19 protein-coding genes are annotated in these 23167 nt (G+C 55.5%); 9 read left to right on the plus strand and 10 right to left on the minus strand.

What is annotated here, in order from left to right:
- The first annotated feature begins 11 nt into the window (after positions 1-11).
- Genes torC through torD form a run of 3 tightly spaced genes read left to right on the plus strand, consistent with a single transcriptional unit; the run spans position 12 to position 4394 of the window.
- Positions 12-1199, plus strand: a complete 1188-nt coding sequence (gene torC, locus IEW52_RS09625; RefSeq protein ID WP_188629862.1) for a pentaheme c-type cytochrome TorC — start codon at positions 12-14, stop codon at positions 1197-1199.
- 24 nt (positions 1200-1223) lie between these two features.
- Positions 1224-3692 carry a trimethylamine-N-oxide reductase TorA gene (gene torA / locus IEW52_RS09630; RefSeq protein WP_188629863.1) on the plus strand — a complete coding sequence of 823 codons (2469 nt, stop codon included), beginning with the start codon at positions 1224-1226 and terminating at the stop codon, positions 3690-3692.
- Between the two features lie 24 nt (positions 3693-3716).
- Complete coding sequence (gene torD, locus IEW52_RS09635; RefSeq protein ID WP_188629864.1) at positions 3717-4394, plus strand: molecular chaperone TorD; 678 nt, start codon at positions 3717-3719, stop codon at positions 4392-4394.
- Positions 4395-4483: 89 nt separating this feature from the next.
- Here the strand turns inward: torD and IEW52_RS09640 are convergent, their stop codons facing one another.
- The 9 genes from IEW52_RS09640 to IEW52_RS09675 all read right to left on the minus strand — a co-directional run bounded on the left by IEW52_RS09640 (position 4484) and on the right by IEW52_RS09675 (position 14225).
- The gene (locus IEW52_RS09640) at positions 4484-5935 is read right to left on the minus strand and encodes a bifunctional 2-methylcitrate dehydratase/aconitate hydratase (protein WP_188629865.1); all 1452 of its coding nucleotides are present in this window, start codon (positions 5933-5935) and stop codon (positions 4484-4486) included.
- A gap of 20 nt (positions 5936-5955) precedes the next feature.
- Positions 5956-7068 (minus strand): bifunctional 2-methylcitrate synthase/citrate synthase, encoded by a 1113-nt coding sequence (gene prpC, locus IEW52_RS09645; protein WP_188629866.1) that lies wholly within the window; start codon positions 7066-7068, stop codon positions 5956-5958.
- Entirely contained in the window at positions 7061-7957 is an 897-nt protein-coding gene (prpB, locus tag IEW52_RS09650; protein WP_188629867.1) for a methylisocitrate lyase, read from the minus strand. Before prpB ends, prpC begins: the two co-directional genes overlap by 8 nt.
- Before the next feature lie 296 nt (positions 7958-8253).
- Positions 8254-9582, minus strand: coding sequence for a putative bifunctional diguanylate cyclase/phosphodiesterase (locus IEW52_RS09655; protein ID WP_229667877.1), 1329 nt, complete (start codon positions 9580-9582; stop codon positions 8254-8256).
- The gene (locus IEW52_RS15745) at positions 9582-10136 is read right to left on the minus strand and encodes a hypothetical protein (RefSeq protein ID WP_229667878.1); all 555 of its coding nucleotides are present in this window, start codon (positions 10134-10136) and stop codon (positions 9582-9584) included. The genes IEW52_RS09655 and IEW52_RS15745 overlap by 1 nt, the downstream gene beginning before the upstream one ends.
- Positions 10120-10686: a putative pterin-binding protein gene (locus IEW52_RS09660; RefSeq protein WP_188629868.1), complete on the minus strand. Its 567-nt coding sequence runs from the start codon at positions 10684-10686 to the stop codon at positions 10120-10122. Before IEW52_RS09660 ends, IEW52_RS15745 begins: the two co-directional genes overlap by 17 nt.
- Positions 10687-10797: 111 nt before the next feature.
- Positions 10798-12741: a bifunctional metallophosphatase/5'-nucleotidase gene (locus IEW52_RS09665; protein ID WP_188629869.1), complete on the minus strand. Its 1944-nt coding sequence runs from the start codon at positions 12739-12741 to the stop codon at positions 10798-10800.
- A 48-nt stretch (positions 12742-12789) separates the two neighbouring features.
- Positions 12790-13659: a formyltetrahydrofolate deformylase gene (gene purU / locus IEW52_RS09670; RefSeq protein ID WP_188629870.1), complete on the minus strand. Its 870-nt coding sequence runs from the start codon at positions 13657-13659 to the stop codon at positions 12790-12792.
- 83 nt (positions 13660-13742) lie between these two features.
- Positions 13743-14225, minus strand: coding sequence for a GNAT family N-acetyltransferase (locus IEW52_RS09675; protein ID WP_188629871.1), 483 nt, complete (start codon positions 14223-14225; stop codon positions 13743-13745).
- A gap of 403 nt (positions 14226-14628) precedes the next feature.
- Here IEW52_RS09675 and IEW52_RS09680 point away from each other — a divergent pair, with 403 nt between their 5' ends.
- From IEW52_RS09680 to IEW52_RS09695, 4 genes are all read left to right on the plus strand, one after another.
- Positions 14629-15906: a lytic murein transglycosylase gene (locus tag IEW52_RS09680; protein ID WP_188629872.1), complete on the plus strand. Its 1278-nt coding sequence runs from the start codon at positions 14629-14631 to the stop codon at positions 15904-15906.
- A gap of 232 nt (positions 15907-16138) precedes the next feature.
- A complete protein-coding gene (locus IEW52_RS09685; RefSeq protein WP_188629873.1) occupies positions 16139-17527 on the plus strand; it encodes an L-cystine transporter in 1389 nt (462 codons plus the stop codon).
- Positions 17528-17705: 178 nt separating this feature from the next.
- Positions 17706-18692 carry an oxygen-dependent tRNA uridine(34) hydroxylase TrhO gene (gene trhO, locus IEW52_RS09690; RefSeq protein WP_188629874.1) on the plus strand — a complete coding sequence of 329 codons (987 nt, stop codon included), beginning with the start codon at positions 17706-17708 and terminating at the stop codon, positions 18690-18692.
- Between the two features lie 409 nt (positions 18693-19101).
- Positions 19102-19983, plus strand: coding sequence for an EamA family transporter (locus tag IEW52_RS09695; protein WP_188629875.1), 882 nt, complete (start codon positions 19102-19104; stop codon positions 19981-19983).
- 5 nt (positions 19984-19988) lie between these two features.
- Here IEW52_RS09695 and rarD read toward each other — a convergent pair whose 3' ends face one another.
- Positions 19989-20888, minus strand: a complete 900-nt coding sequence (gene rarD, locus IEW52_RS09700; protein ID WP_188629876.1) for an EamA family transporter RarD — start codon at positions 20886-20888, stop codon at positions 19989-19991.
- A 259-nt stretch (positions 20889-21147) separates the two neighbouring features.
- Between rarD and IEW52_RS09705 the strand changes: the two genes are divergently transcribed.
- Positions 21148-22011 carry an SdiA-regulated domain-containing protein gene (locus IEW52_RS09705; protein ID WP_188629877.1) on the plus strand — a complete coding sequence of 288 codons (864 nt, stop codon included), beginning with the start codon at positions 21148-21150 and terminating at the stop codon, positions 22009-22011.
- 102 nt (positions 22012-22113) lie between these two features.
- The gene (locus tag IEW52_RS09710; protein WP_188629878.1) at positions 22114-23166 is read left to right on the plus strand and encodes an ABC transporter substrate-binding protein; all 1053 of its coding nucleotides are present in this window, start codon (positions 22114-22116) and stop codon (positions 23164-23166) included.
- The last annotated feature ends 1 nt before the right edge of the window (position 23167 follow it).

The following is a 23167-nucleotide window of genomic DNA, read 5'->3' on the forward strand; positions in this document are numbered from 1 at the left end:
TGAGAACGAACATGCTGACTTTTATAAAAAAATTCTGGAATACCCTCAGACGTCCCTCGGTGCATATCAGCCTGGGCGTGCTGACCATAGGCGGCTTTGTTGCCGGCGTTATCTTTTGGGGTGGTTTTAATACCGCACTGGAAGCCACCAATACCGAGCAGTTTTGTATTAGCTGTCACGAGATGGAAAACAACGTCTATCAGGAGCTGCAGGAGACCATTCACTGGTCCAACCGCTCGGGCGTGCGCGCCACTTGCCCCGACTGCCACGTGCCGCACAACTGGACCAACAAGATTGCCCGCAAGATGCAGGCCAGTAAAGAAGTGTGGGGCAAGGTGTTTGGCACCATAGATACCCGCGAAAAATTTCTCGACAAGCGCCTGGAGCTGGCACAGCACGAATGGGCGCGTTTTTCCGCCAACGGTTCGCTGGAGTGTCGTAACTGCCATGACTACAACAGTATGAACTGGGAGGTTATGTCCGAGAAGGCCAAGCGTTTCATGAAGCCGGCCGCCGAACGGGATCAAAGCTGTATCGACTGTCATAAAGGCATCGCCCACCATCTTCCCGAGCAAATGACCTTTAAAGACCCCGCGCTCGACCAGCTGGAACAGCGCGCTCATAGCCTCAAGCCCAGCGAGGGAGAGCAATATTATGCGGTTAAGGCCGTAACCCTGTATCTGGACGAACAGCTGACCCAGGCAGCCGGTGAACTGGAAGCCGCCGCCCCCGTGACACTGGTCGAGAAAAAAGACGATGCCATCAAGCTTGCCGTGCCGTCATGGCGTAAAACCCGAGGCTTTGGCCGGGTATTTTATGAAGACTTTGGTATGAACATCACCAATCTGGTGCTGGAAAAAGAAGTGGCACAAAACGAGCAATTGGTGAAAGTGCTGGCTCCGGCCAAGGTGGATGAGTTAACCGGCCTGCCCTGGGAACAAGTCACCATAGAGCTGTGGACCGAAGCCGGCGCCCTGCTGCCCGAAGCCGAAGACATCTGGAGCTATGCCCGCGACACCTACCGTACCTCCTGTAGTGTGTGTCACGCGCAGCCCGCCGAGGCTCACTTTGACGCCAATACCTGGCCGGGCATGTTTGCCGGTATGGTCGGCTTTACCAATATGGATGCGGACACCCAGGCGCTGGTACTCAAGTACCTGCAGAAACACTCATCAGACTACGCCGACGGCGCACACTGATCACGACGTTGACGAGGCAAAGACATGGCAATTTCACGCAGACATTTTCTTAAAGGATTGGCCGCCAGCTCGGCGGCGGCCCTGATCGGCCAAAGCCTGTTGGTACGCACCGCCCAGGCCGCCGTATCTGCCGAAGGCACCTGGCGCATGGCCGGCTCTCACTGGGGCGCGGTCAAGGCGCTGGTGAAAGGCGGCGTGGTGGCCGACATCAAGCCGTTTGAAAAAGACAAATACCCCACCGACATGATCAACGGCATCAAGGGGCTGATTTATAACCCCTCGCGTATTCGCTACCCCATGGCGCGGCTGGACTGGCTGAAAAACCGCCAACACAGCGACCGCAAACAGCGCGGCGACAATCGCTTTGTGCGCCTGACCTGGGATGAAGCCCTGGATCTGTTTCATGAAGAGCTGGAGCGAGTGCAAACTACCTACGGGCCATCAGGCCTTTATGCCGGCGCCACCGGCTGGCGCCAGACCGGTCAGTTTCACAGCTGCGGCAGTCACATGCAGCGCGCCGTGAACCTGCACGGCAACTTCGTGAGCAAGGTTGGCGACTACTCTACCGGTGCCGGCCAGGTAATACTGCCGTATGTACTGGGCTCCACCGAAGTCTACGATCAGGGCACCTCCTGGCCGCTGATCCTGGAAAATACCAAAACCCTGGTGTTGTGGGCCAACGACCCCTATAAAAACCTGCAAGTGGGCTGGAACTGTGAAACCCACGAAGCCTACGCATATCTGGAGCAGTTGAAAGCCAGGGTGGCGGCGGGTGATATCAAGGTGATCAGTATCGATCCGGTGCAAACCAAAACCCAGGGTTATCTGGGCTGCGAACAACTGTATATCAATCCGCAAAGCGATGTGGCCTTTATGCTGGCGCTGGCGCACACCCTGTATAGCGAGCAGCTGCACGACGACACCTTCCTCAATACCTATACCCTGGGTTTTGAGCCCTTTATTGCTTATGTAATGGGTAAAGGGGACGACAAGATAGAAAAGACGCCGGAATGGGCCACGCCCATTTGCGGCATCGACAGCGACCAGATCCGTGAGTTTGCCCGCTTGCTGGCCGCCGATCGCACCCAGCTTATTTTTGGCTGGGCCATTCAGCGCCAGCAACATGGCGAACAACCTTACTGGGCAGGTGCGGTACTGGCCGCCATGCTGGGGCAAATCGGTTTGCCCGGCGGCGGCATCAGTTATGCGCACCATTACAGCTCGATTGGCGTGCCGGCCACCAACGCCAGCACCCCGGGTGGCTTTCCCCGCAACCTGGATCCGGGCAAGGTGCCGGTACACAACAATACCGATTTCAAGGGCGCCAGCCGTATTATTCCGGTGGCGCGCTGGATTGACTGTATTCTGGAGCCAGGCGGCAAGCTGCAATACAACGGCAGTGAAGTGACCTACCCCGACATTAAAATGTCGATTTTCAGCGGCTGTAACCCCTGGCACCACCATCAGGATCACAACCGCATGAAGCGGGCGTTTTACGAGCTGGAAACCGTGGTCACCATCGATTATTCCTGGAATGCCACCTGCCGCTTCTCGGATCTGGTGCTGCCCGCCTGTACCCAGTTTGAGCGCAACGACATAGACGTGTATGGCTCCTATGCCAAGCGAGGTGTACTGGCCATGCACCAGCTGGTGGATCCGCTGTTTCATTCGCGCAGCGACTTCGATATTTTTACCGATTTATGCCGTCGTTATGGTCGTCACAATGAATATACGCAAAACAAGGACGAGTTTCAGTGGCTGAAAGAGCTGTATGACGACTGTCGCAAGGCGAACGAGGGCAAGTATGAGATGCCCGAATTCGAGCAATTCTGGAAAGACGGTTATGTGGACTTTGGCCCCGGCGAAAACTGGGTGCGCCATGCCAGCTTCCGGGAAGATCCTGAAGTGAACGCGGTGGGTACGCCCTCGGGCTTTATCGAGATCAGCAGCCGCAAAATTGGCAGCTATGGCTACGACGATTGTCAGCAGCACCCCATCTGGATGGAAAAGACAGAGCGCTCGCACGGGGGCCCCGGCTCGGATAAATATCCGTTATGGTTACAGTCGGTACACCCGGACAAACGCCTGCACTCGCAAATGTGTGAGTCGGATGAATATCGTGCCACCTATGCCGTACAGGGGCGCGAGCCGGTCTATTTAAGCCCCGCCGATGCCAAGGCGCGGGGGATCAGCGACGGTGACGTGGTGCGGGTGTTTAACGACCGTGGCCAGCTGTTGGCCGGTGCCGTGGTGTCGGATCACTTTCCAACCGGGGTGATCCGCATTCAGGAAGGTGCCTGGTATGGCCCTACCGATGCCAGCATAGGCGCACTGGATACCTATGGTGACCCCAATACCCTGACCCTGGATGTGGGCACCTCTCGCCTCGCGCAGGCCCCCAGCGCCAATACCTGCCTGGTAGAGATAGAAGTGTTTGACGGCCCGGTGCCGCCAGTCACCTCCTTTGGTGGACCTAGGCTGGTGGATGCCTGAACCGATATATAACCCGAGGTAAACATGACCCAACATAATACGGCAGGCATCAGTCTGCCCTCAGACAAGTCTCCCAGGCTCACGCCCGAGCAGCAACTGGTGGCCGAGTATTATCAGCACCAGGCCATGTTATGCCAATGGTTTGCTACCCTGCTGTCGGCCGAGCTGGACTCGACAACCCTGCAGGCCTATATGGCCGGTGATGCGGCGCCCTTGCTGGAAGAACTGGCGTTATTACCCGAGCTGACAGAGTCGGTGCATGCCCTGGAACACGCCATTACCGGGCTGTCGGTACTGGAGCAACCAAGGTTGGAGCTGGCGGCGGACTTTGCCAGCCTGTTTTTAAGCGATGCCCGCCACAGCTCTGCGCCCTACGCCTCTTTGTATCTGGACGAGGGCCGTTTTAATGGCCCCAGCGCCCAGCGTATGCAGCAGCGATTGGCCGCGGCCGGTTATGCGGTAGACGAGCAGTTTAAAGAGCCTACCGACCATGTGGCGATTATGCTCGATTATCTGGCCGAGAGTTATCGCCGGCTGGCGCTGGACCCCACCCCGGAGGCGGAAGCCAATGTGGCGCGATTTGTGAGTGGAGAGCTCGCCAGCTGGCTGCCCGCGCTAGCCACACGAGCCCGGCAAACCGACACCGCCAGTCAGTTTTATCCCGCCTTGCTGGCGCTACTGGCCGCCTATATAGAGGCTTGATATAGCGCCATACGCTGACTACCAAACGTTTACTATCAGAGGCGAACCTCTCGGCTCGCCCCTGATATTGCCCTGCTCTGCCCTGTCTTCTAGTTAATCATCCACAATGCCATAAAGTCGTTTACCGCCAGGGTGGCGAACTGTTGTGGATCCTGGCATATGCTCAGGATACGCTGGCACTGGGCCGGCGGAAATCGAGTCTGCAGATTACGGATAAACTTCTGCTCCAGCACGGGGATGCCTTCGGCACGGCGGCGACGATGCCCGATGGGATATTCCACGGCTACCTTGTCGGTATGGGTGCCGTCGTTGAAAAATACCTGAACGGCATTGGCGATGGCCCGTTTGTCTGCCTGTAGATAATCGGCGCTGTAGCCTGGGTCTTCCGTGACCTGCATTTTGTCGCGCAACCAGTCAATCCGCGGCTCCTGCATGTGGAACTCGTCTTCATAATGCTCGGCGACCAGGTCACCAAACAACAAGGCCACCGCCACCATGTATTGCAGGCAGTGATCCCGGTCGGCGGGGTTGGCCAGCTCGCCGGCCTTGGAAATAATACGAATGGCAGATTCGTGGGTAGTGAGCTCGATGCGCGCTATGTCGTCTATTCGCTCTTTAACCTGCGGATGTAACTGCACCGCACATTCTACCGCAGTCTGGGCATGAAACTCGGCGGGAAAGCTCAGCTTGAACAAGATGTTTTCCATCACATAACTGGCAAAGGGTTGTGCCAGCTCGAGGGTTTTCCCCTTGAACAAGACATCACTAAAGCCCCATTTGGGCGCACTGAGCACAGACGGCAAACCCATTTCGCCTTTCAGGGTGATCATGGCCAGGCGCACGGCGCGAGCGGTGGCATCACCGGCGGCCCACGACTTGCGCGAGCCCGCATTCGGGGCGTGGCGATAGGTGCGCAAGGCACAACCATCGACCCAGGCCTGCGACAATGCATCGATAATCTGCGCTTTACTGCCCCCCAGCAACTGGGTGACCACGGCGGTGGTCGCGACCCGCACCAGCAGTACATGATCCAGCCCCACACGGTTGAAGCTGTTTTTCAGCGCCAGCACGCCCTGAATTTCGTGGGCCTTGATCATGGCGCTCAGCACATCTTGCATGGTGAGCGGTGCCCTGCCCTCGGCCAGTGCCACACGGCTAACGTAATCGGCCACCGCCAGAATTCCCCCCAGGTTATCGGACGGATGACCCCATTCGGCGGCCAGCCAGGTGTCGTTAAAGTCCAGCCAGCGGATCATGCAACCGATATTGAAGGCCGCCGTAATGGGGTCCAGCTCATGCGTGGTCCCGGGCACGCGCGCGCCATGGGCTACCCTAGTGCCCGGCACTATGGGGCCCAGATGCTTGGTGCATTCGGGAAAGCGCAACGCCAACAAACCGCACCCCAGGGTATCCATCAAACAAAGACGTGCAGTGGTATAGGCCGCATCGGACTGAATGACGGTGTCGGCCACATAATCGGCAATGGTGACCAGTAAGGCATCCGGTCTCGGTCTGTGGTTATGTTCAACATTGTTGCTCATTACCGCTCCTTGGCTTTGTTTTAGCGTTTGGACAAAGGCAACCAGGCTCGTGGCGCTGGCCCGGTATATTCGGCGTTGGGACGAATAATGCGGTTATGGGCTCGCTGCTCCATGATGTGAGCCGCCCATCCGGTAACGCGACTAAGTACGAAGATGGGCGTGAACAACTTGGTGGGAATACCCATAAAGTGATAGGCGCTGGCATGATAAAAGTCGGCGTTGGCAAACAGCTTTTTCTCCCGCGCCATTACTGTTTCGACTCGCTCCGAAATCGGATACAACAAGCGGTCACCAGCGGCTTCGCTCAGTTTCTTGGCCCAGGATTTTATAATGGCATTGCGCGGATCTTGTTTGATATACACCGCGTGGCCAAAACCCATGACTTTTTCCTTACGCGACAGCATATTCAGCAGCGCCTGCTCGGCCTCATCCGGACTGTTCCACTGGGCTATCATGGCCATGGCGGCTTCGTTGGCGCCGCCGTGCAAGGGCCCGCGCAAGGTGCCAATGGCGGTGGTAATGGCCGAATGCAGATCCGTCAGGGTGGAGGCACACACCCGGGCGGCAAACGTCGAGGCGTTAAACTCATGCTCTGCATAGAGGATCAGGGAGCAGTTCATCACTTTTACATCCAACTCGGGTGGCGCCTCTCCGCGCAGCATATGCAGAAAGTGCCCGCCAATACTGTCATCATCCAGCGCCGTGTCTATGCGTACGCCATCGTGGGCGTAACGATACCAATAGCAGATAATGGCCGGCAGCAAGGCGAGAATGCGCTCGGCGGCGTCTTGCTGCTCACTGAACCGAGCTTCGGTTTCCAGATTACCCAGCATTGAGCAGCCGGTACGCAGCACGTCCATGGGATGGGCCGAGGCGGGAATCAACTCCAGCACGGTACGCAGCGCCGCGGGCAAACCGCGATTGGCCTGCAGGCGGCTGTTGAATGCTGCCAGCTCGCCGGTATTGGGCAACATGCCTTTCAGCAATAAAAACGCCACTTCTTCAAATTGAGCCTTGTTGGCCAAATCCGTGATGTCATACCCCCGATAGGCCAGACCGGCGCCGGTGGTTTTAACGGTACTGATCGCCGTTTGGCCGACCGTTTGGCCTCGTAGTCCTTCGCTGTTAATCATCCCGAGTCCCTCTTTTGTTATCCGCTGCAGAAGATGCAAACAAGGCATCCAGCCTGGCCTCGTATTCATGATAGCCAAGTGTCTGATAAAGCTGCTCTCGGGTTTGCATCTGTTCGAGCACATCACGCTGATGGCCCTGAACCCGCAGCTCACGATATACGCGTTCTGCCGCCAGGCTCATGGCCCGAAATGCCGACAGCGGATACAACACCATGGCCACACCGGCATCACTCAACTCAGACTGGCTGAACAGCGGCGTTTTGCCAAACTCGGTAATATTGGCCAGCACCGGCACCGATACTTGGGCGCAAAAAGTGCGATATTGCGCCAGCGTTTCCATGGCCTCGGGAAACAGCATGTCGGCGCCGGCGGCCACACAGGCCTGAGCCCGCTCAATGGCACTGTTCATGCCCTCGACGGCCAGCGCATCGGTGCGCGCCATTATGTTGAAACGGCTATGACTGCGGGCATCTGCTGCCGCCTTGATACGGTCGACCATTTCACTCAGTGGCACTATGGCCTTGTTGGGTCTGTGGCCGCAGCGTTTTTGCGCTATTTGATCTTCAATATGAATCGCGGCAACGCCGGCGCGCTCCATTTCACGCACGGTGCGCGCAATGTTAAAGGCGCCGCCAAAGCCGGTATCCACATCAACCAGCAGCGGCAAATCGGAAGAAGCCGTGATACGACGCGCGTCTTCCAGCACGTCATTCAGGCAGGTGATGCCCAGATCGGGTAATCCAAACGAAGCGTTGGCAACGCCGGCACCGGATAAATACAAGGCGCGGTGGCCGGCCTGTTCAGCCTGCATGGCGCTGTAGGCATTCACGGCTCCGACAATCACCAGCGGCTGTGCCTGCTGCAATGCGACCAATAAACTGGGTTTCATACGCTCTCCTAATACGAGCCACGTAAACAGGGTAACTATCGCTTAGGTTAGAACAGAAAGGCAGAAACAACGCTATAAGGCTTAAGGCTTTGCACGAATGTAGTCGCTGCTTTAGCTGCTAAATCCTGCGCAGCAGGATCGGGTGGTCAGGGTCTCATGCTGCACCGGAGCAACGATATCGCTGCGCGATATGGCAGGATGTGGCTGCGCCGCATTGCGAAGCTGAAGCATCGCCTACAAAGAACCAACCCCAGACACCGGCGTTAGGCTGTTAACACCGCCATACGCTCAGCGCCTTAGCGGGTGTGGTGCAGCAATTGTTCGGTCATGTCATCCCCGGGCATGGGCCTGGCCAGCAGATAACCCTGGCCCAATTCACAACCCAGTTGTTGCAACTGGTCTTTTTGCTCGGGTAACTCAATACCTTCTGCAGTGACTTTCATATCCAGACTACCGGCCAGCGACACTATGGTTTTGACCAGATTATAGGCGCGCGGATCTGTGGTCATGTCGGCCACGAACGACTTGTCTATTTTCAGTTTGTTAAGTGGCAACTGGCGCAGATGACTAAAAGAGGAATAGCCGGTACCAAAGTCGTCCAGGGCGATTTCTATACCCAGTTCCCGCAGTTGCTGGAGGGTTTCAACTGAGCTTGCTGTATCCCACAAACTGGTGTCTTCGGTAATTTCCAGGACCAGCGTCGAGGCATCCAGCCCGCTACTTTGCAGCACTTTTTGCACAGTAAGGGCCAGCTCGCCGTCCATAAAGATACTGGGGCTGACGTTAACGTTGATCTTGAGCCAATAATAACCCGACTGATGCCAATGGTGCAGTTGTTGGCAGGCACTCTGCAACACCCATTCGTTCAGTCGGTGCGCCAAACCATAGTGCTCGGCGACCGCAATTACCTCTAGCGGATGCACCATGCCGAATTCGGGCGAACTCCAGCGCAACAGCGCTTCCACCGACTCGATGTCACCGCTGTCGAGACGAAAAATGGGTTGGTAATACAATGTCAATTGGTCTTGCTCGATGGCGGCCTGCAGGGCAATGGCCAGTTTTTGCCGCCGTAAACGCCGCTCGTCCATGCCGCTTTCGTATAATTGCACCGCGATGGTGCGGCTGTGCTTGGCGTAATACATGGCAGTATCCGCATGAGTCAACAACTCGGTAATACAGGTCCCCTGCTCGGGGTACAGGCTGGTCCCTATACAAGCCTGTGGGGATAAACACCCATCGGGAAGCGTGACGTCGCGGACCAATGACTGCCACAAGGCGGTTGCCATCTGGCTGGCATCTTCATCAGGCTGCAACCGCTGAATAATAACAAACTCATCGCCACCCAAACGGGCGACCTTACCCTGCTTCTTGATGGTATCTCGCAGCCGTTCGGCAACCACTTTCAATAACCGATCACCCATTTCATGACCCAGACTGTCATTGATGGTCTTGAATTCATTCAGATCGATCATGTGCAACGCCAATCGTTGATGGTTGCTTTCGGCCCAGTCGATAGCCTGATTGGCCAATTGATAGAAATACATACGGTTGGGCAGGCCAGTCAGCATATCGTGATAGGCGAGTCGTCGGTTACGTCGATTTTCTCGCACCAACATCAGCAGCATCAGCCCCCACTGAGCAAGAGTCCGCCCAGGTAAATGCTGGAGCGAAATCGAGTATCATCGATACTGTCGAGCTGGCTCCAGACATTGTCACCCGAAAAACTGTCGACATTGATTTGGCGAGCGAGCGGACGAAAGTACGCCAGGTTCTGACGCAAGGCAATAATATCGGCCCGATTATCGGCGGTAAGCGCATACACCCTGTCTTCTTGGGCTATCAGCTCTTGCCACATATTCTCCAGCACGGGCAATACCCCGGGCTGCTCGCGCAGGGGGCGACTCTCGTTGCCAACCAGTAACATATTGATACGGCTTAACAACAGCTCATAGCGTAACTGTACAAACTCTTCGTCGGCCGTGTTGGCAGACAGCGCAGTCAATGCCTGGTCAAACTTGAGCACTTCCATTTCAAGCTCGGAACTCGCCCAGCCAATGGTTTTTATGGTGGCAGATACGTAGCCCACTACTTCCAGATCCCGATAGTAGCTGTACAGGGAGCTGGCACTGAATATCAGGGCAATGGCAGTTAACACAAATAATTTAAAGGTTTTTGCCATTGCCCACGTCCAGGGTTTTTAATTGCCAGATAAGTAGTTCGTAATAACGTTTGTTATCCAGCTCTGAATGCTCCGACAAGGGCAACATCAGCCAGACCGGACCTTTATCTCTGATCTTCATCGGCTTGCCATCAAGATGCGTCGTCAGCAACAAGGACGCCAGTTCAGGGCTGCCACTATCAAACTCATGATAATAGGCGTTTAGCGCTATCGCTTTTACCCAAGCGCTTTTTGCGCCCACCCGTTGCAACAGGTCTTTTACCAGTACGCCACGAAAGTGATGCACACCGTCGGTCCAGGGGGTTTCGGTGCTGAATTCATGCTGGGGCAGACTGTTGAGTAATGCCAAGTCGAACTCGGCTTCATGAGTAGCCCCGGTTTTAAGCGGCTCATTGGTATTGGTGAGCGTAATATCACCGGTCACTGTGAGTACCACTCGGCCTTGTGCCGCAGGCAAAGGGTCTGCAGCCAGCAGCTGCGGACTCCAAAACAAGGCTTGGGCGCATAGCAAACAGGCTGCTAGATGTTTATTAATCGAGTTAGTTCGCATTCCGCCCTCCGTAGACTCAATAGAGTATGTAAACAATAGCAGAGACTGACTCATGCTGCAGATATGAACATCAATAATAAAAGGCTCGAGGTTATCGAGCCTTTTATTTCATCACAATCGTTTCAGAGTCACGCCAGATTCAGGCAAGGCCGTCAGCATGGGCCGACGATCTTGCACATATTCGATAAAGGCTCGCGCGTCCGTACCGCACTCCACTGCGGTTTCCTGGCAGTCCAGCGCCTGGTCAATATAGTGAACCTCAATGGCCCCCTGTTCATTTTTACTCAGACGCGCCACCGGAAAAGAAACCAGCTTGTCCTGCACATAAGCCAGATCGATTCTGTCGGTCAATACCTGCTGTGCCTGATACACACTATTCCAGCCATCGTTGCCGGAGGCGTGATAACCGGTTAATACCACCTGGTAGCTGGCATTGGGGTCAATACGCTGCCACTGGCCCTGATGCAAATACTCAATGCGGGCCAGGTAACCACGTCCACGGCTGGTTTCATTAAAGGCATAACGCAACCCGGCGCCGTATGGAAATTTTCCGCTGTGGGCCTTGGCACCCATGGCGCTATTGATGGTTTCCAGCAACAAGCCCGCGACCTGATGGCCGGTCAGTGACACCAGACTGATGGGATTGGCAAAGGGCAGCAACTCCAGGCTGACGTGCCCTTCCTTGAGCGCTCCGGGCTCCAGGCTGTTACGCACCGAACCGGCCGCTACCAGAGAGAAGTCGGCGCGACGCCCGGTCACGGCCTGCACCTCTGGGGTATTCGCCCAATACAGCTGGCTGGCTGCAACCAAAGGCGCCACCTTAGAGGCCTGACCGGCCTCGGGCACACGTGTGTGCTTGAGCGTCAGCGGCACATGGCCAATCACATCCCCATACGCACTCAGCAGGGCTGGCCGATATTGTTCATCAATATAGGCACGCATGGTGGCGTCTTCCGGCACCAGAGTAATGTTGGGCTGTTCGTTAATCGCCTCAATCACTTGCTGTTGCTGGGCCTTGGAGAGTTGCTGCTTATCGCCACGGCGAATATCGTTGTAAAACTGATTATCGGCCAGCAAGGTATTACCGCCCTCGCAACCTGCCACGCGTCCATCTTTGGTAAAGGTCACGGCCACCTGACCCATTGCCTGGGCAAACTGTCCGGCCTGCACCACACAGGTGGTTCCGTAGCCGTCCGGATTAGTGAACTGGCGGGCATAGGGTTCACCCTGTGCCCAACCAAGCTCACTGAAATCGCCCAGCAGACTATGGGAGTGACCGCCGACGATGACATCGATACCGTTTACTTTTTCCGCCAAACGCCGATCTCTGTCCAGCCCCAGGTGGGTGACGGCGACGATATGCTTAACGCCCTGCTCTTTAAGGGTATTCACCGTTTGCTGGGCGCTTTTTACTTCTTGTGCAAAACGCACCTGGCCCACATTGGGGGCAATGTTGGCCATGTCTTCCAGCACCAGGCCCATTACCGCCACCACCGGCTGTTTGCCGGCTTCATCCACACTCTTGATACGCTTTTTCTTGCTGCCATTAAAGGCATACAAGACATAGGGTGTGAGATTTTCGGCGTCTTGCAGACTCGGATCCCGGCTGGCATCCAGGTTTGCCGCCAGCACAGGGAAATCCAGGCCATTGATAAAGGCGGCCAGGTGCGCGTTATCAAGGTCGAATTCGTGATTACCCAGCGCCATGCCATCCAGCTTGAGCTGGCTTAGCATATCGGCGTTCATGGCACCTTCATACAACTTGAAGTAGCCGGTTCCCTGCCAGGCATCACCGCCGTGCAGGAACAGCAGTGCCTGGTCGGTTGCCGCTGCCTGGTCGCGTAACTGGTTGGCATAGGTTAACAACCGGGGGAAACCACCAAGGCGAGTATAAACAGCTTTGTTATTCAGGGTCAGACGCGCGTCACTGGGGTCGAAGTGCGAGTGGGTGTCGTTGATGTGCGCCAGGGTAAGGGTAAAGGGCTGCTCGGGTTGCGAGCTGGCACAACCGGCCAGCGCAAAAGCCAGCAAGCCGGCCACCAGGGTTTTATTCATGTAAAAACAAGCTCCGGTAAGAAAACCAATAGGGATAAAAAACAGAATCTAGCTGGTAAACACCACGGTTTTACCATTGTGCAGAAAAACCCGGCGTTCGATATGATAATGCACCGCTCGGGCCAGGGTGATGCATTCAATATCCCGCCCCTTGGCGGTCAATTGCTCGGGGTAATGGCTGTGGTCAACCACCTCGACACCCTGGGTAATAATGGGGCCATCATCCAGATCGTTATTGATGTAATGGGCGGTGGCCCCCACCAATTTAACGCCCTTGTCGTAAGCCTGATGATAAGGCTGTTCACCTTTAAAGCCCGGCAGCAGGGAATGATGAATATTGATGGCCTTGCCGGTCAGCGCCGTGCTCAACTGGGGGCTCAACATTTGCATGTAGCGCGCCAGCACCACCAGATCGGCTTCGCACTCCTGAATAACATTAAGCACTTGTGCTTCTTGTTCTGCGCGATTGTCGTCGTTGACCGGCAGGTGGTAAAAAGGAATATGATGCCAGTCGGCCAGCCGTTGCAGATCGGGGTGATTGGAAATAATGGCCGGTATTTCAATGGCCAGCTGCCCGGTACGATAACGATAGAGCAAATCGTTGAGGCAATGGTCGAGCCGAGAGACCATGATCACCACATTGGGCCGTTGAGCCGCGGTGGCCAACTCCCATTGCATGGCAAACAATGCGGCTCTGGGCTGCAGGCTCTGCTGAAATTGCGCTTCGTCAAAGACGGTGTCACTGGGCGGGCGAAACTCGACACGAATAAAAAAATGGCCACTCACTACATCATCAAAGGTTTGCATCTCTACTACATAACACCGCTGTTCCCGCAAATAGCTGGTGATCACATCCACGGTCCCGAGGTTACCGGGACAATGGGCGGTGAGATAATAGGTGTCTTTCGGCTTGGCCACAGTTGTTCTCCTACCCCGTAATAAATTAAACGCCCACAGGGCTGGGCACTATTTTGCGGTAAAGCCGTCATTGATGCCAGCATTCAAGAGTGGGATGAGGGCAATGATTTTTCCATTATGAAGCGGGTAAATTTCAAATCTTCTCTTTCGATCAGCTCTTGTTCCACCAGCCGATAACCCCGCTGTTCAAATACCGGCCGCGACAGTACGCTGGCGTCGGTACGCAGGCAGTCTACTCCTCGACGAGCGGCCTCTTTTTCAATATCGTCACATAAACGCCCGGCAATCCCCCGCCCGGCGTGATCGCCCAGCACATACAACAGCGCCAGATGGTCATCAGGATGCAAAGTGGCAAAGGCAACCGGTATCTGGTTGCAGGCCATCACCCGGGTGTAACCCGCTAACACCAGGGTCCTGAAATTATCAGCATACAGATACGGAAATGCAGCCCAGAATTCTACCTGTTCACTGCTGTAACCCCGTTGCCCCTGTTCCATGACCGCATCATGATAAATAAGCTCGAGACTGCTAAGGTCGGTGTCTTTAAAATCTCTAATCAGATACATAACAGCTCCGATTGAACATCAATTTGGTACTCCTGGCTTGCGTGTTCACCGCAAGCCCTGCATTACAATGCGGGCAGGCACACTGAATATCCAGCCCTTTTACCTGTCGTTCGTTAACTTGGTTGGCATTCATGATATTTTCACAACGAGGGCACTGCACTGTGTTTTCCTTAATGGTCTGATTATCGGCCCGATATCACACAACTTGATCGCTTTTTTCAGGCCAGGGCGATCATAACAAAGCTCGCTGACACTATCTGCCGAACAGAGGCATTTTTCTCGTTTTATCATCTCGTTAATTACGGCTCATCTCGGTAAAATCTGTAGCTGCTCTTTCATTTTTATCGGCTTGGGATATGCTGCAGGTCACGCTATTCATCATGCCACACACGAACGGGATCTCATGTTTACACGACACTATATAAGTGCTTTGGTGCTGGGCACCGTACTCAGCGGGTGTGCCAGCCACGCCAATACTGCCCCGGCCACGCCTGGCGCAACCGCGGCGGCCAAATCCACCGCCGAAAACGCCACCGTGACAGTCAAGCCCAACCCTGCAGAACTGGCGGATTTTAACGCCTGGAAAACCGGCTTCCGCGCCAAGGCGCTGACCAAAGGCATAAAAGCGGCGGTGTTTGACCGCGCTTTTGACGGCGTCACTCTCAGCCAGCAGGTGATCAAGCTGGACGGCAGCCAGGCCGAATTTACGCGACAAATATGGGATTATCTCGATACCGCCACGTCATCGACCCGCGTCAGTACCGGTCGTGAAAAAGCGCAGGCGCTGGCGTCTACACTCAAGGCCATAGAAGCCCGTTATCAGGTGGATGCCAAGGTCATACTGTCGGTTTGGGGCATGGAAACCAACTATGGGTCTTATCGTGGCAATACCAGCACCATCGCCGGGCTAGCCACCCTGGCCTTTGAAGGCCGACGCCGCGATTTTGCCGAACAACAGTTGCTTGCCGCCTTGCAAATTTTGCAATCCGGCGACATTACCCCCGAGCGTATGAAAGGATCCTGGGCCGGTGCCATGGGTCACACCCAGTTTATGCCCACCAGTTATCTGGAGTATGCCCAGGACTTTACCGGCGACGGCAAACGCGACATCTGGTCTGACGATCCTACCGATGCGCTGGCCTCCACCGCAGCCTACCTCAAACGGTTTGGCTGGCAACACAATGCCCCCTGGGGTGTGGAAGTCTCGCTGCCCAAGGGCTTCGATTATGCCAATGCCGATCAAAACAACCGCCAGCCCGTAAGCACCTGGCGCGCCCAGGGCGTGACCACCATCACCGGCCAGCCGCTGCCCGATTTTGGCGACGCCGCCATTTTGGTGCCGGCCGGAGCCCATGGCCCTACTTTCGCCATTTTTAACAACTTCAGGGTGATCCGCCGTTATAACAACGCTACTTCTTACGCCATGGCAGTAGGACATTTAGCTGATAAAATAGCCGGTGGTGGTGAATTCGTCGCCAAGTGGCCTCGAGCCGAACGCGCCTTGAGCCGTAACGAAAAAATCGAATTACAGCGTCAGCTCACGGCCCGAGGCTTTGATACCCAGGGCGCCGATGGGGTGATTGGCCCCAATACCATCAGCGCGATTCGTGGCTATCAGCAATCACGCAACCAGGTGGCCGACGGCTACGCCAGCGCCTCTTTACTGGAGCAGCTGCGCTAGCATAAGGCAGTACGCTTACGCCGTCCGCTTTACGATACCCAAAATACGTAAAGCGGACGTGCTGACGCCTAGTCCCGTGCTTTCTCTGACAGTTGACGGCTTAAAGCTTATGGCTGTGCTTCCCCTCCTTATGCAAAATAATTACCGCTCATAACAAATTCGATTATAAACAAGTCGAATCTGCTGCTAGTATCGCCCGCTATCTATATAACTTACTGTTTTCGGAGTCACCATGTTGCTGGTGTTATTCAATCTGGCTGTGTTCTTATTATTGATGTTGTTGCTGGGTAAACTGGCCCGCAGCAAGCAGTCGCTTTCGCGCCAGGTGCTGACCGGCTTACTGTTTGGTATTGCTGCCGGCTTCACCATGCAGCTTCTGTATGATGCCACTACCATTGCCAACACCCTGGAGTGGGTCAATATGGTGGGTTCGGGCTATGTGCGCCTGCTGCAAATGATCGTGATCCCGCTGGTGCTGGTGTCGATTCTGGGCGCGGTATCGCGCCTGCACAATGCCACCTCACTCGGCAAAATCAGCGTGCTTTCGCTGGGCGTCTTGCTGTTTACCACTGCCATTTCCGCCTTGGTGGGTGTGTTTGTGACCCACAGTTTTGGTTTGAATGCCGCAGATCTGGTGCAGGGTGCCCGTGAGCTGGCCCGTGCCGAACAGTTAGAATCGCAGGTCGCCAGTGTGGCTAACCTGTCGGTACCGCAATTGGTAGTGTCCTTTATTCCTCGCAATCCCTTTGCCGACATGACAGGCGCCAGCCCGACTGCCGTGATCGGGGTGGTGATTTTTGCGGTGTTCCTGGGTCTGGCTACCCTGACCCTGCTGAAAGATGAACCCGAGCTGGGCCGTCGAGTGATTGGCGGTATAGAAGCACTGCAGGCCTTGGTGATGCGTCTGGTGCGGCTGGTCATGAAGCTGACCCCTTATGGCGTGATGGCGCTGATGACCAAGGTGATTGCCGGCTCCAACCTGCAAGACGTGGTCAGTTTGGGCGGCTTCTTGCTGGCCTCTTATCTGGCCATTGCCATCATGTTTGTGATCCACGGCCTGTTGCTGACCTTTGTCGGCGTGAATGCCAAGCGCTTTTTCAGCAAGGTATGGCCGGTACTGGCGTTTGCCTTTACCAGCCGCTCCAGTGCCGCCACCATACCGCTGAATGTGCAGGCACAAACCCGCAAGCTAGGCGTGCCGGAAAGCATTGCCAACTTCTCGGCGTCTTTTGGTGCCACCATTGGCCAAAATGGCTGCGCCGGTATTTATCCGGCCATGCTGGCAGTAATGATAGCCCCCACCATGGGCATAGACGTGCTGGACCCATTATGGCTGGCAACCCTGGTTGGCGTCATCACCCTGGCCTCGTTTGGTGTGGCCGGTGTCGGCGGTGGTGCCACCTTTGCTGCGCTGATCGTACTGCCGATCATGGGCATGCCGGTGGCCCTGGCGGCACTGCTTATTTCGATTGAACCTTTGATCGACATGGCCCGCACCGCCCTCAACGTCAATGGCGCCATGACCGCCGGTACCATTACCAGCAAGCTGCTGGGCCAGACCGACGAGGCTGTTTTTGCCCAGGATGAAGACGCAGAGCAGGCGCTGACTCAGCCGAGCTGACACCCTGCTGGCGTATCAGGCCACTGAATAACGGCGACAGACCCCAAGGGTGCTGTCGCCGTTTGCTTTTACTGCAGCCGGCCAGAAAAATTTGTTATCATGCGCCCATCACGTCATGCCTGCCGGTATGGCCATAAATCAGTGTTAATACAGCGCAGCACCCGCGCTGGAGGAAACCATGTCTCAGTTTGTTGTTTGTGCCCTCTATAAATTCGTTACCCTGGACAACCACGAAGCACTGCGCGAGCCGCTGCAGTCCATGATGGAGTCCGAACAGATCCGCGGCACCCTGCTGCTGGCCAGTGAAGGCATTAACGGTACCGTGGCCGGCTCCCGTGATGCCATTGACCAGCTTAAAGCCTGGTTTGCCAACGACAGTCGCTTTAGCGGTATCGATTACAAAGAGTCACTCAGCGAAGAGCAGCCCTTTTATCGCACCAAGGTAAAATTGAAGAAAGAGATCGTGACCCTGGGCGTGGAAGGCATAGATCCCAAGCGCGTGGTCGGCACCTATGTGGCGCCTAAAGACTGGAACGCGCTGATTTCGGATCCTGACGTGGTGCTGGTGGATACCCGCAACGACTACGAAGTGGATATTGGTACCTTTAAAGGCGCACTCAATCCCAATACCGAGAGCTTTCGCGAGTTTCCCGAGTACGTCAAAAACAACCTGGACGCCAACAAGCACAAAAAAGTGGCCATGTTCTGTACCGGTGGCATTCGTTGCGAAAAAAGCACCGCCTATCTTAAAGAGCAGGGCTTTGACGAGGTCTACCACCTGCACGGCGGCATCCTGAAATATCTGGAAGAAGTGCCCGCACAAGAGTCGATGTGGCAAGGCGAGTGTTTTGTGTTCGACAATCGGGTGACCGTCGACCATCAGCTGCAACCAGGCCAGTATCAATTATGTTCGGCCTGTCGCGCGCCGCTGTCGCCAGCAGACATGCAACATGCCCATTATCAGCATGGCGTGAGCTGCGCTCATTGTCATGACAAGCAGACGCCGGAACAACAGCGCCGCTACGCCGAACGTGAGCACCAGCTGCAACTGGCACAAGCCCGCGGCGAAGCGCACATTGGCAGCGACGCCGTCGCCGCCGCCGAGCAAAGACGCGCCGAAAAGCTAGCCCGTAAAAAACAGCAACAAAGCAAAACACAACGCTAAGCTTTAAGCCTGTCTCTTAGTCACAACTATTTTTTGAAATTTGTTGAAGTTAGTGTGACTTGTCAGGCAGAGGGCACTCCTCCTCCGACTCGCCGTAAATACGGTCCCTGTAGGCTCAGCCGCGCCATCCCTGGCGCGGATGGTCGGCTGAGCAGACACCCTCTGCCTTCCCATTGACACCGGCGCCGTCTGTCAGTGATGCTCACTGAAGACTCGGAGCCTAAAAAGAGGCGGCTGGGATAGCCTCAGCCGACCATCACATGACAAGGACGTCATGTGCTGAGCGTCGCAGGGATGCGGTTTAGCGTGTCGGAGGAGGCTACTCAGTTGCCTCTGGGCATTCATTCACTCGCTGGCGACTTGTGACTAAGAGACAGGCTGACGGCTTACCACTTCGTGAAACGACACTATGCTCTGGATCCCCTTCACCCTGTTTGCCGCCTTTATGCAGGCCTGGCGCAATGCCTTGCAAAAGCAGCTCAGCCAGCACCTGGGGGCCACCAGCGTGACTCTGGCACGCTTTATTCTGGCTGGCCCCCTTGCTGGCGGCTATTTATGGCTATTGTATCGCTGGCAACCTGACCAACCGTTACCGCATTTTTCTGTCTTGTTTGCCGCCTATATAGTAGGCGCAGCCGTGTGCCAGATTGTGGCCACCGCCTTGATGGTACGGCTGTTTCAACTGCGCAACTATGCAGTGGGTGTTGGGCTGGCAAAGAGTGAAGCCATTTGGGCCGCTATTCTGGGGGTGGGATTTTTTGGCTCCCTGCTCTCACCCCTGGGTTGGCTGGGGGTGGCGATCGGCGGGGTAGCCATCGGTTTATTAAGCGGGCTGCGCCGCCTGAGTGGTGGGATTTCTCCCACCACTCTGCTGCTTGGAGTGGGCAGTGGCCTGAGCTTTGCCCTGACCTCGCTGTGGGTACGCGAAGCCAGCTTGTTGCTGGAGCTGACGTTTCCCTTTTCCGCGGCCTGGGTATTGCTGCTGGTGATCAGCCTGCAAACCCTGTTGCTGGTCGGCTGGCTGGCATGGCGCGATCGGTCCAGCTTGAGTGGCCTGGTGAAGCACCCCACATTGACGGCCGCGGTTAGCATCACCAGTTGCCTGGGGTCTATCGGTTGGTTCAGCGCCATGAGCCTGGAAAGCGTGGCGCTGGTTAAAACCCTCGGCCAGATTGAGGTGCTGTTTACCCTGCTGATTTCGGCCTATTACTTCAAGGTGAAACTGACCCGTCAGGATCACTGGGGGCTGGCACTCATCGTTATCGCCGCCATTTGCGTGATGTGGGCCTAGGATCGCTAGCGTCTGTCATTGAATCGATAGCGCCTGAATGCCAGCAGCTGCTTCACGCCTTCAACCACCAACAAAGCCACAGCCAGCCAGATGGCGATATAGGTTGGCCACTCTTCGGCCTTGATGCTTTCACCCAGTATCAGCGAGACAAACACCAGCAAGATGGGCTCAACGTAGCCCAGCAGACCGAACAGGCTAAATGGCAAACGGCGGCTGGCCAGAATGTAGCACACCAGCGCCAGGGCACTGACCATACCCAGCCCCAGCACCAGCAACCAAAGCACAGGCCGCTGGTCGAATGCGGCGAACGGCATATCAATCGATAATACAAACCAGGCGGCTACCGGCACTATCAGCAACATGTCGACCCAGAGCCCGCCCAGATTATCGCTGCCCAGCCAACGGCGCCACACAAAATATGCCGGATAACCAATGGCCACCACCATGGTTTCCCAGGAAACACCGCCTGCCTGCCAGAGTTCATTGCCGACGCCGACGGCGGCAAAACCCACCGCCGCCCACTGCAATCGGCTGGGCCGTTCCTGATACAAAAAACGGCCAATCAGCACCAACACCAGGGGCATCATAAAATAACCCAGCGACACCGGCAGTCCACGGCCGTTAATGGGCGCCCACATAAAGATCCAGAGCTGTACGCCCACCAGCGCGGCAGACAGGGGCAGTCCAAACCACAACACAGGCCGTGATTTAAGTGCGGAGAACAGGGTTTTTACCAAACGCCAGTCGCCACTATAAAGTAGAAACAACCCGGCACAGGGCATGGTCAGCAGCATGCGCCAGCCAAACACCACTTCGGCACTCAGTGGTTGCATCAGGCTGGCGTAATAATACAAAAACGCAAACAGTACCGACGAAAATACCGACAGCGCAAGACCCTTGGTCACTCTGCTCTCCTCTTGTTATTGATACCTGTGATTCGGTCGGCAGCTTAACAGTTTCCAGCTGAAATATTGAGCTAACCCAGTAAATAAAAGCAGAAAATACGCCGCCTAATTGCATTTAATGTAGCAGAGGACACTATTTACCCCACCCATTAACCTGATATTTACAAACCGGCTTTATTGAACACAAATCCGGTAATGAGTATTGAATTTGCCATTAAACCCGCTATAACAAGAACTTTGTTATTTCAGGGTAATCGTCATGCGTTTTCTTTTTTTATTATGGCCAATTTTATTGCTTGGCGGTTGTATCACGGCTCAGGGCCAGTCGCTATTACTGGACCCCATTGCCACCTTTGATTCCCCCTTGGCAGAAACATCCGGTTTGGTGCGCTGGCAGCAAGGGTTTATCAGCCATAACGACAGCGGTAATGACGCAGAGCTGTTTATGCTCTCGCCTGAGGGCAAAATAACCGCACGCTTGCCCGTAAGCGCCGGTAATCACGATTGGGAGGACATAAGCGTACGCGGTAATACCCTGTATGTGGCCGATACCGGCAATAATCGGGGCCGACGTCGCGATTTAAGCATATTGCCGCTGACCTTGTTGCACGATCAGGTACAGGTGCAACCGTCGCTGCCGCTCGCTTATGCCGAACAGAGCCAGTTTCAACCTGCTCCCCATCAACATAACTTTGATGCCGAAGCGCTCACCTGGGTGGCCGACGAATTATGGCTGTTTACCAAGCGTTGGCTCGATCAGCACACCGCTATTTACACCGTGCCGACCACAGGTAACCCGGCGCCACTGCAGGCCCGGCAGCGGCTGAATACCGACATGCTGGTAACGGGGGCCGACTTTGACAGCCAGACCAACACCTTGCTGTTGCTCGGCTACAGCCGCAACTGGTGGAACCGCACTGCCTGGATTTGGCTCTATCCGGTACAAGATGGCCGCGTGCTGGAACACCAGGGGCGACGTTTGCAATTAAACAAAAACGGCCAGTTTGAAGGCATTGCTCTGGGCCGGGATGGCTTTATCTATGTAACCCGAGAAAGCCACGATACCAACCTGTTCCGCAGCCGCCAGTCACTGACCGACTTGCTCGCTGATTCACCATTCTGACATGACACTGGCATAAAACTGCCATAAAAGGACCACCTCCCTGTCATCTACTTTGCCTAGCATCGGCTTCGAACCTGACTCATGTCCCGAGGATTGCAACCGATGAAAAGCATATTGAAAATATCCAGCCTGCTGACTCTGAGCTTAGGCACTCCAGCTGTGCTCGCCGCCGACATCGCCGAGCTGGAACAAAAAGCACGTGCGGAGGGAAAAATATACAGTGTCGGCATGCCCGACAGCTGGGCCAACTGGAAAGATACCTGGCGGGATCTCGGCGAACAATTTGATCTTGAGCATCAAGACACCGACATGAGCTCGGCGCAGGAAATTGCCAAGTTCGCCGCAGAAAAAGACAATGCCACCGCCGATATTGGCGACGTTGGCGCCGCGTTTGGCCCCATTGCCGTTCGCCAGGGCGTGACCCAGGCCTATAAACCCACCACCTGGGAGCAAATCCCCGACTGGGCCAAAGATAAAGACGGCCACTGGATGCTGGGCTACACCGGCACCATTGCGTTTATCGTCAATAACGAACTGGTCCACAAGGCCCCCACTTCCTGGCAGGACTTGCTGGAAGGTGACTATCAGGTCACCGTTGGTGACGTGGGCGTGGCCGCACAGGCCAACAGTGCCATTCTGGCTGCCGCCTTCGCCCAGGGTGGTGATGAATCCAATATCACACCGGCGCTGAATTTATTTGCCGAGTTGGCCAAACAAAATCGTTTATCCCCCATAGACCCCAATATTGCCAATCTGGAAAAAGGGGAAGTGGAAATGGCCATCTTGTGGGATTTCAACGCCTTGAACTATCGGGACCAAATTGACCGCGAGCGTTTTACCGTCGTTATCCCCTCTGATGGTTCACTGATTTCCGGCTATGCCACCATTATCAATAAATATGCCAAACACCCGAACGCGGCCAAACTGGCTCGGGAATATATATTGAGTGATGCGGGGCAAATCAATCTGGCGCGTGGTTATGCCCGTCCGATCCGCGACCAGGTGACGCTGCCGGCCGAGGTACAGCAAAAGCTGCTGCCACAGGAAATGTACGCCGCAGCACGACCTGTTGCCGACCATGATGCCTGGGAAAAAAGCACGCGCACCCTGTCGCGCCAATGGCAATCGGCAGTGCTGATCCACCAGCAGAGGTAAA

Origin of the sequence: Oceanisphaera marina, from assembly GCF_014643915.1 — a bacterium.
GTDB classification, from domain to species: domain Bacteria; phylum Pseudomonadota; class Gammaproteobacteria; order Enterobacterales; family Aeromonadaceae; genus Oceanimonas; species Oceanimonas marina.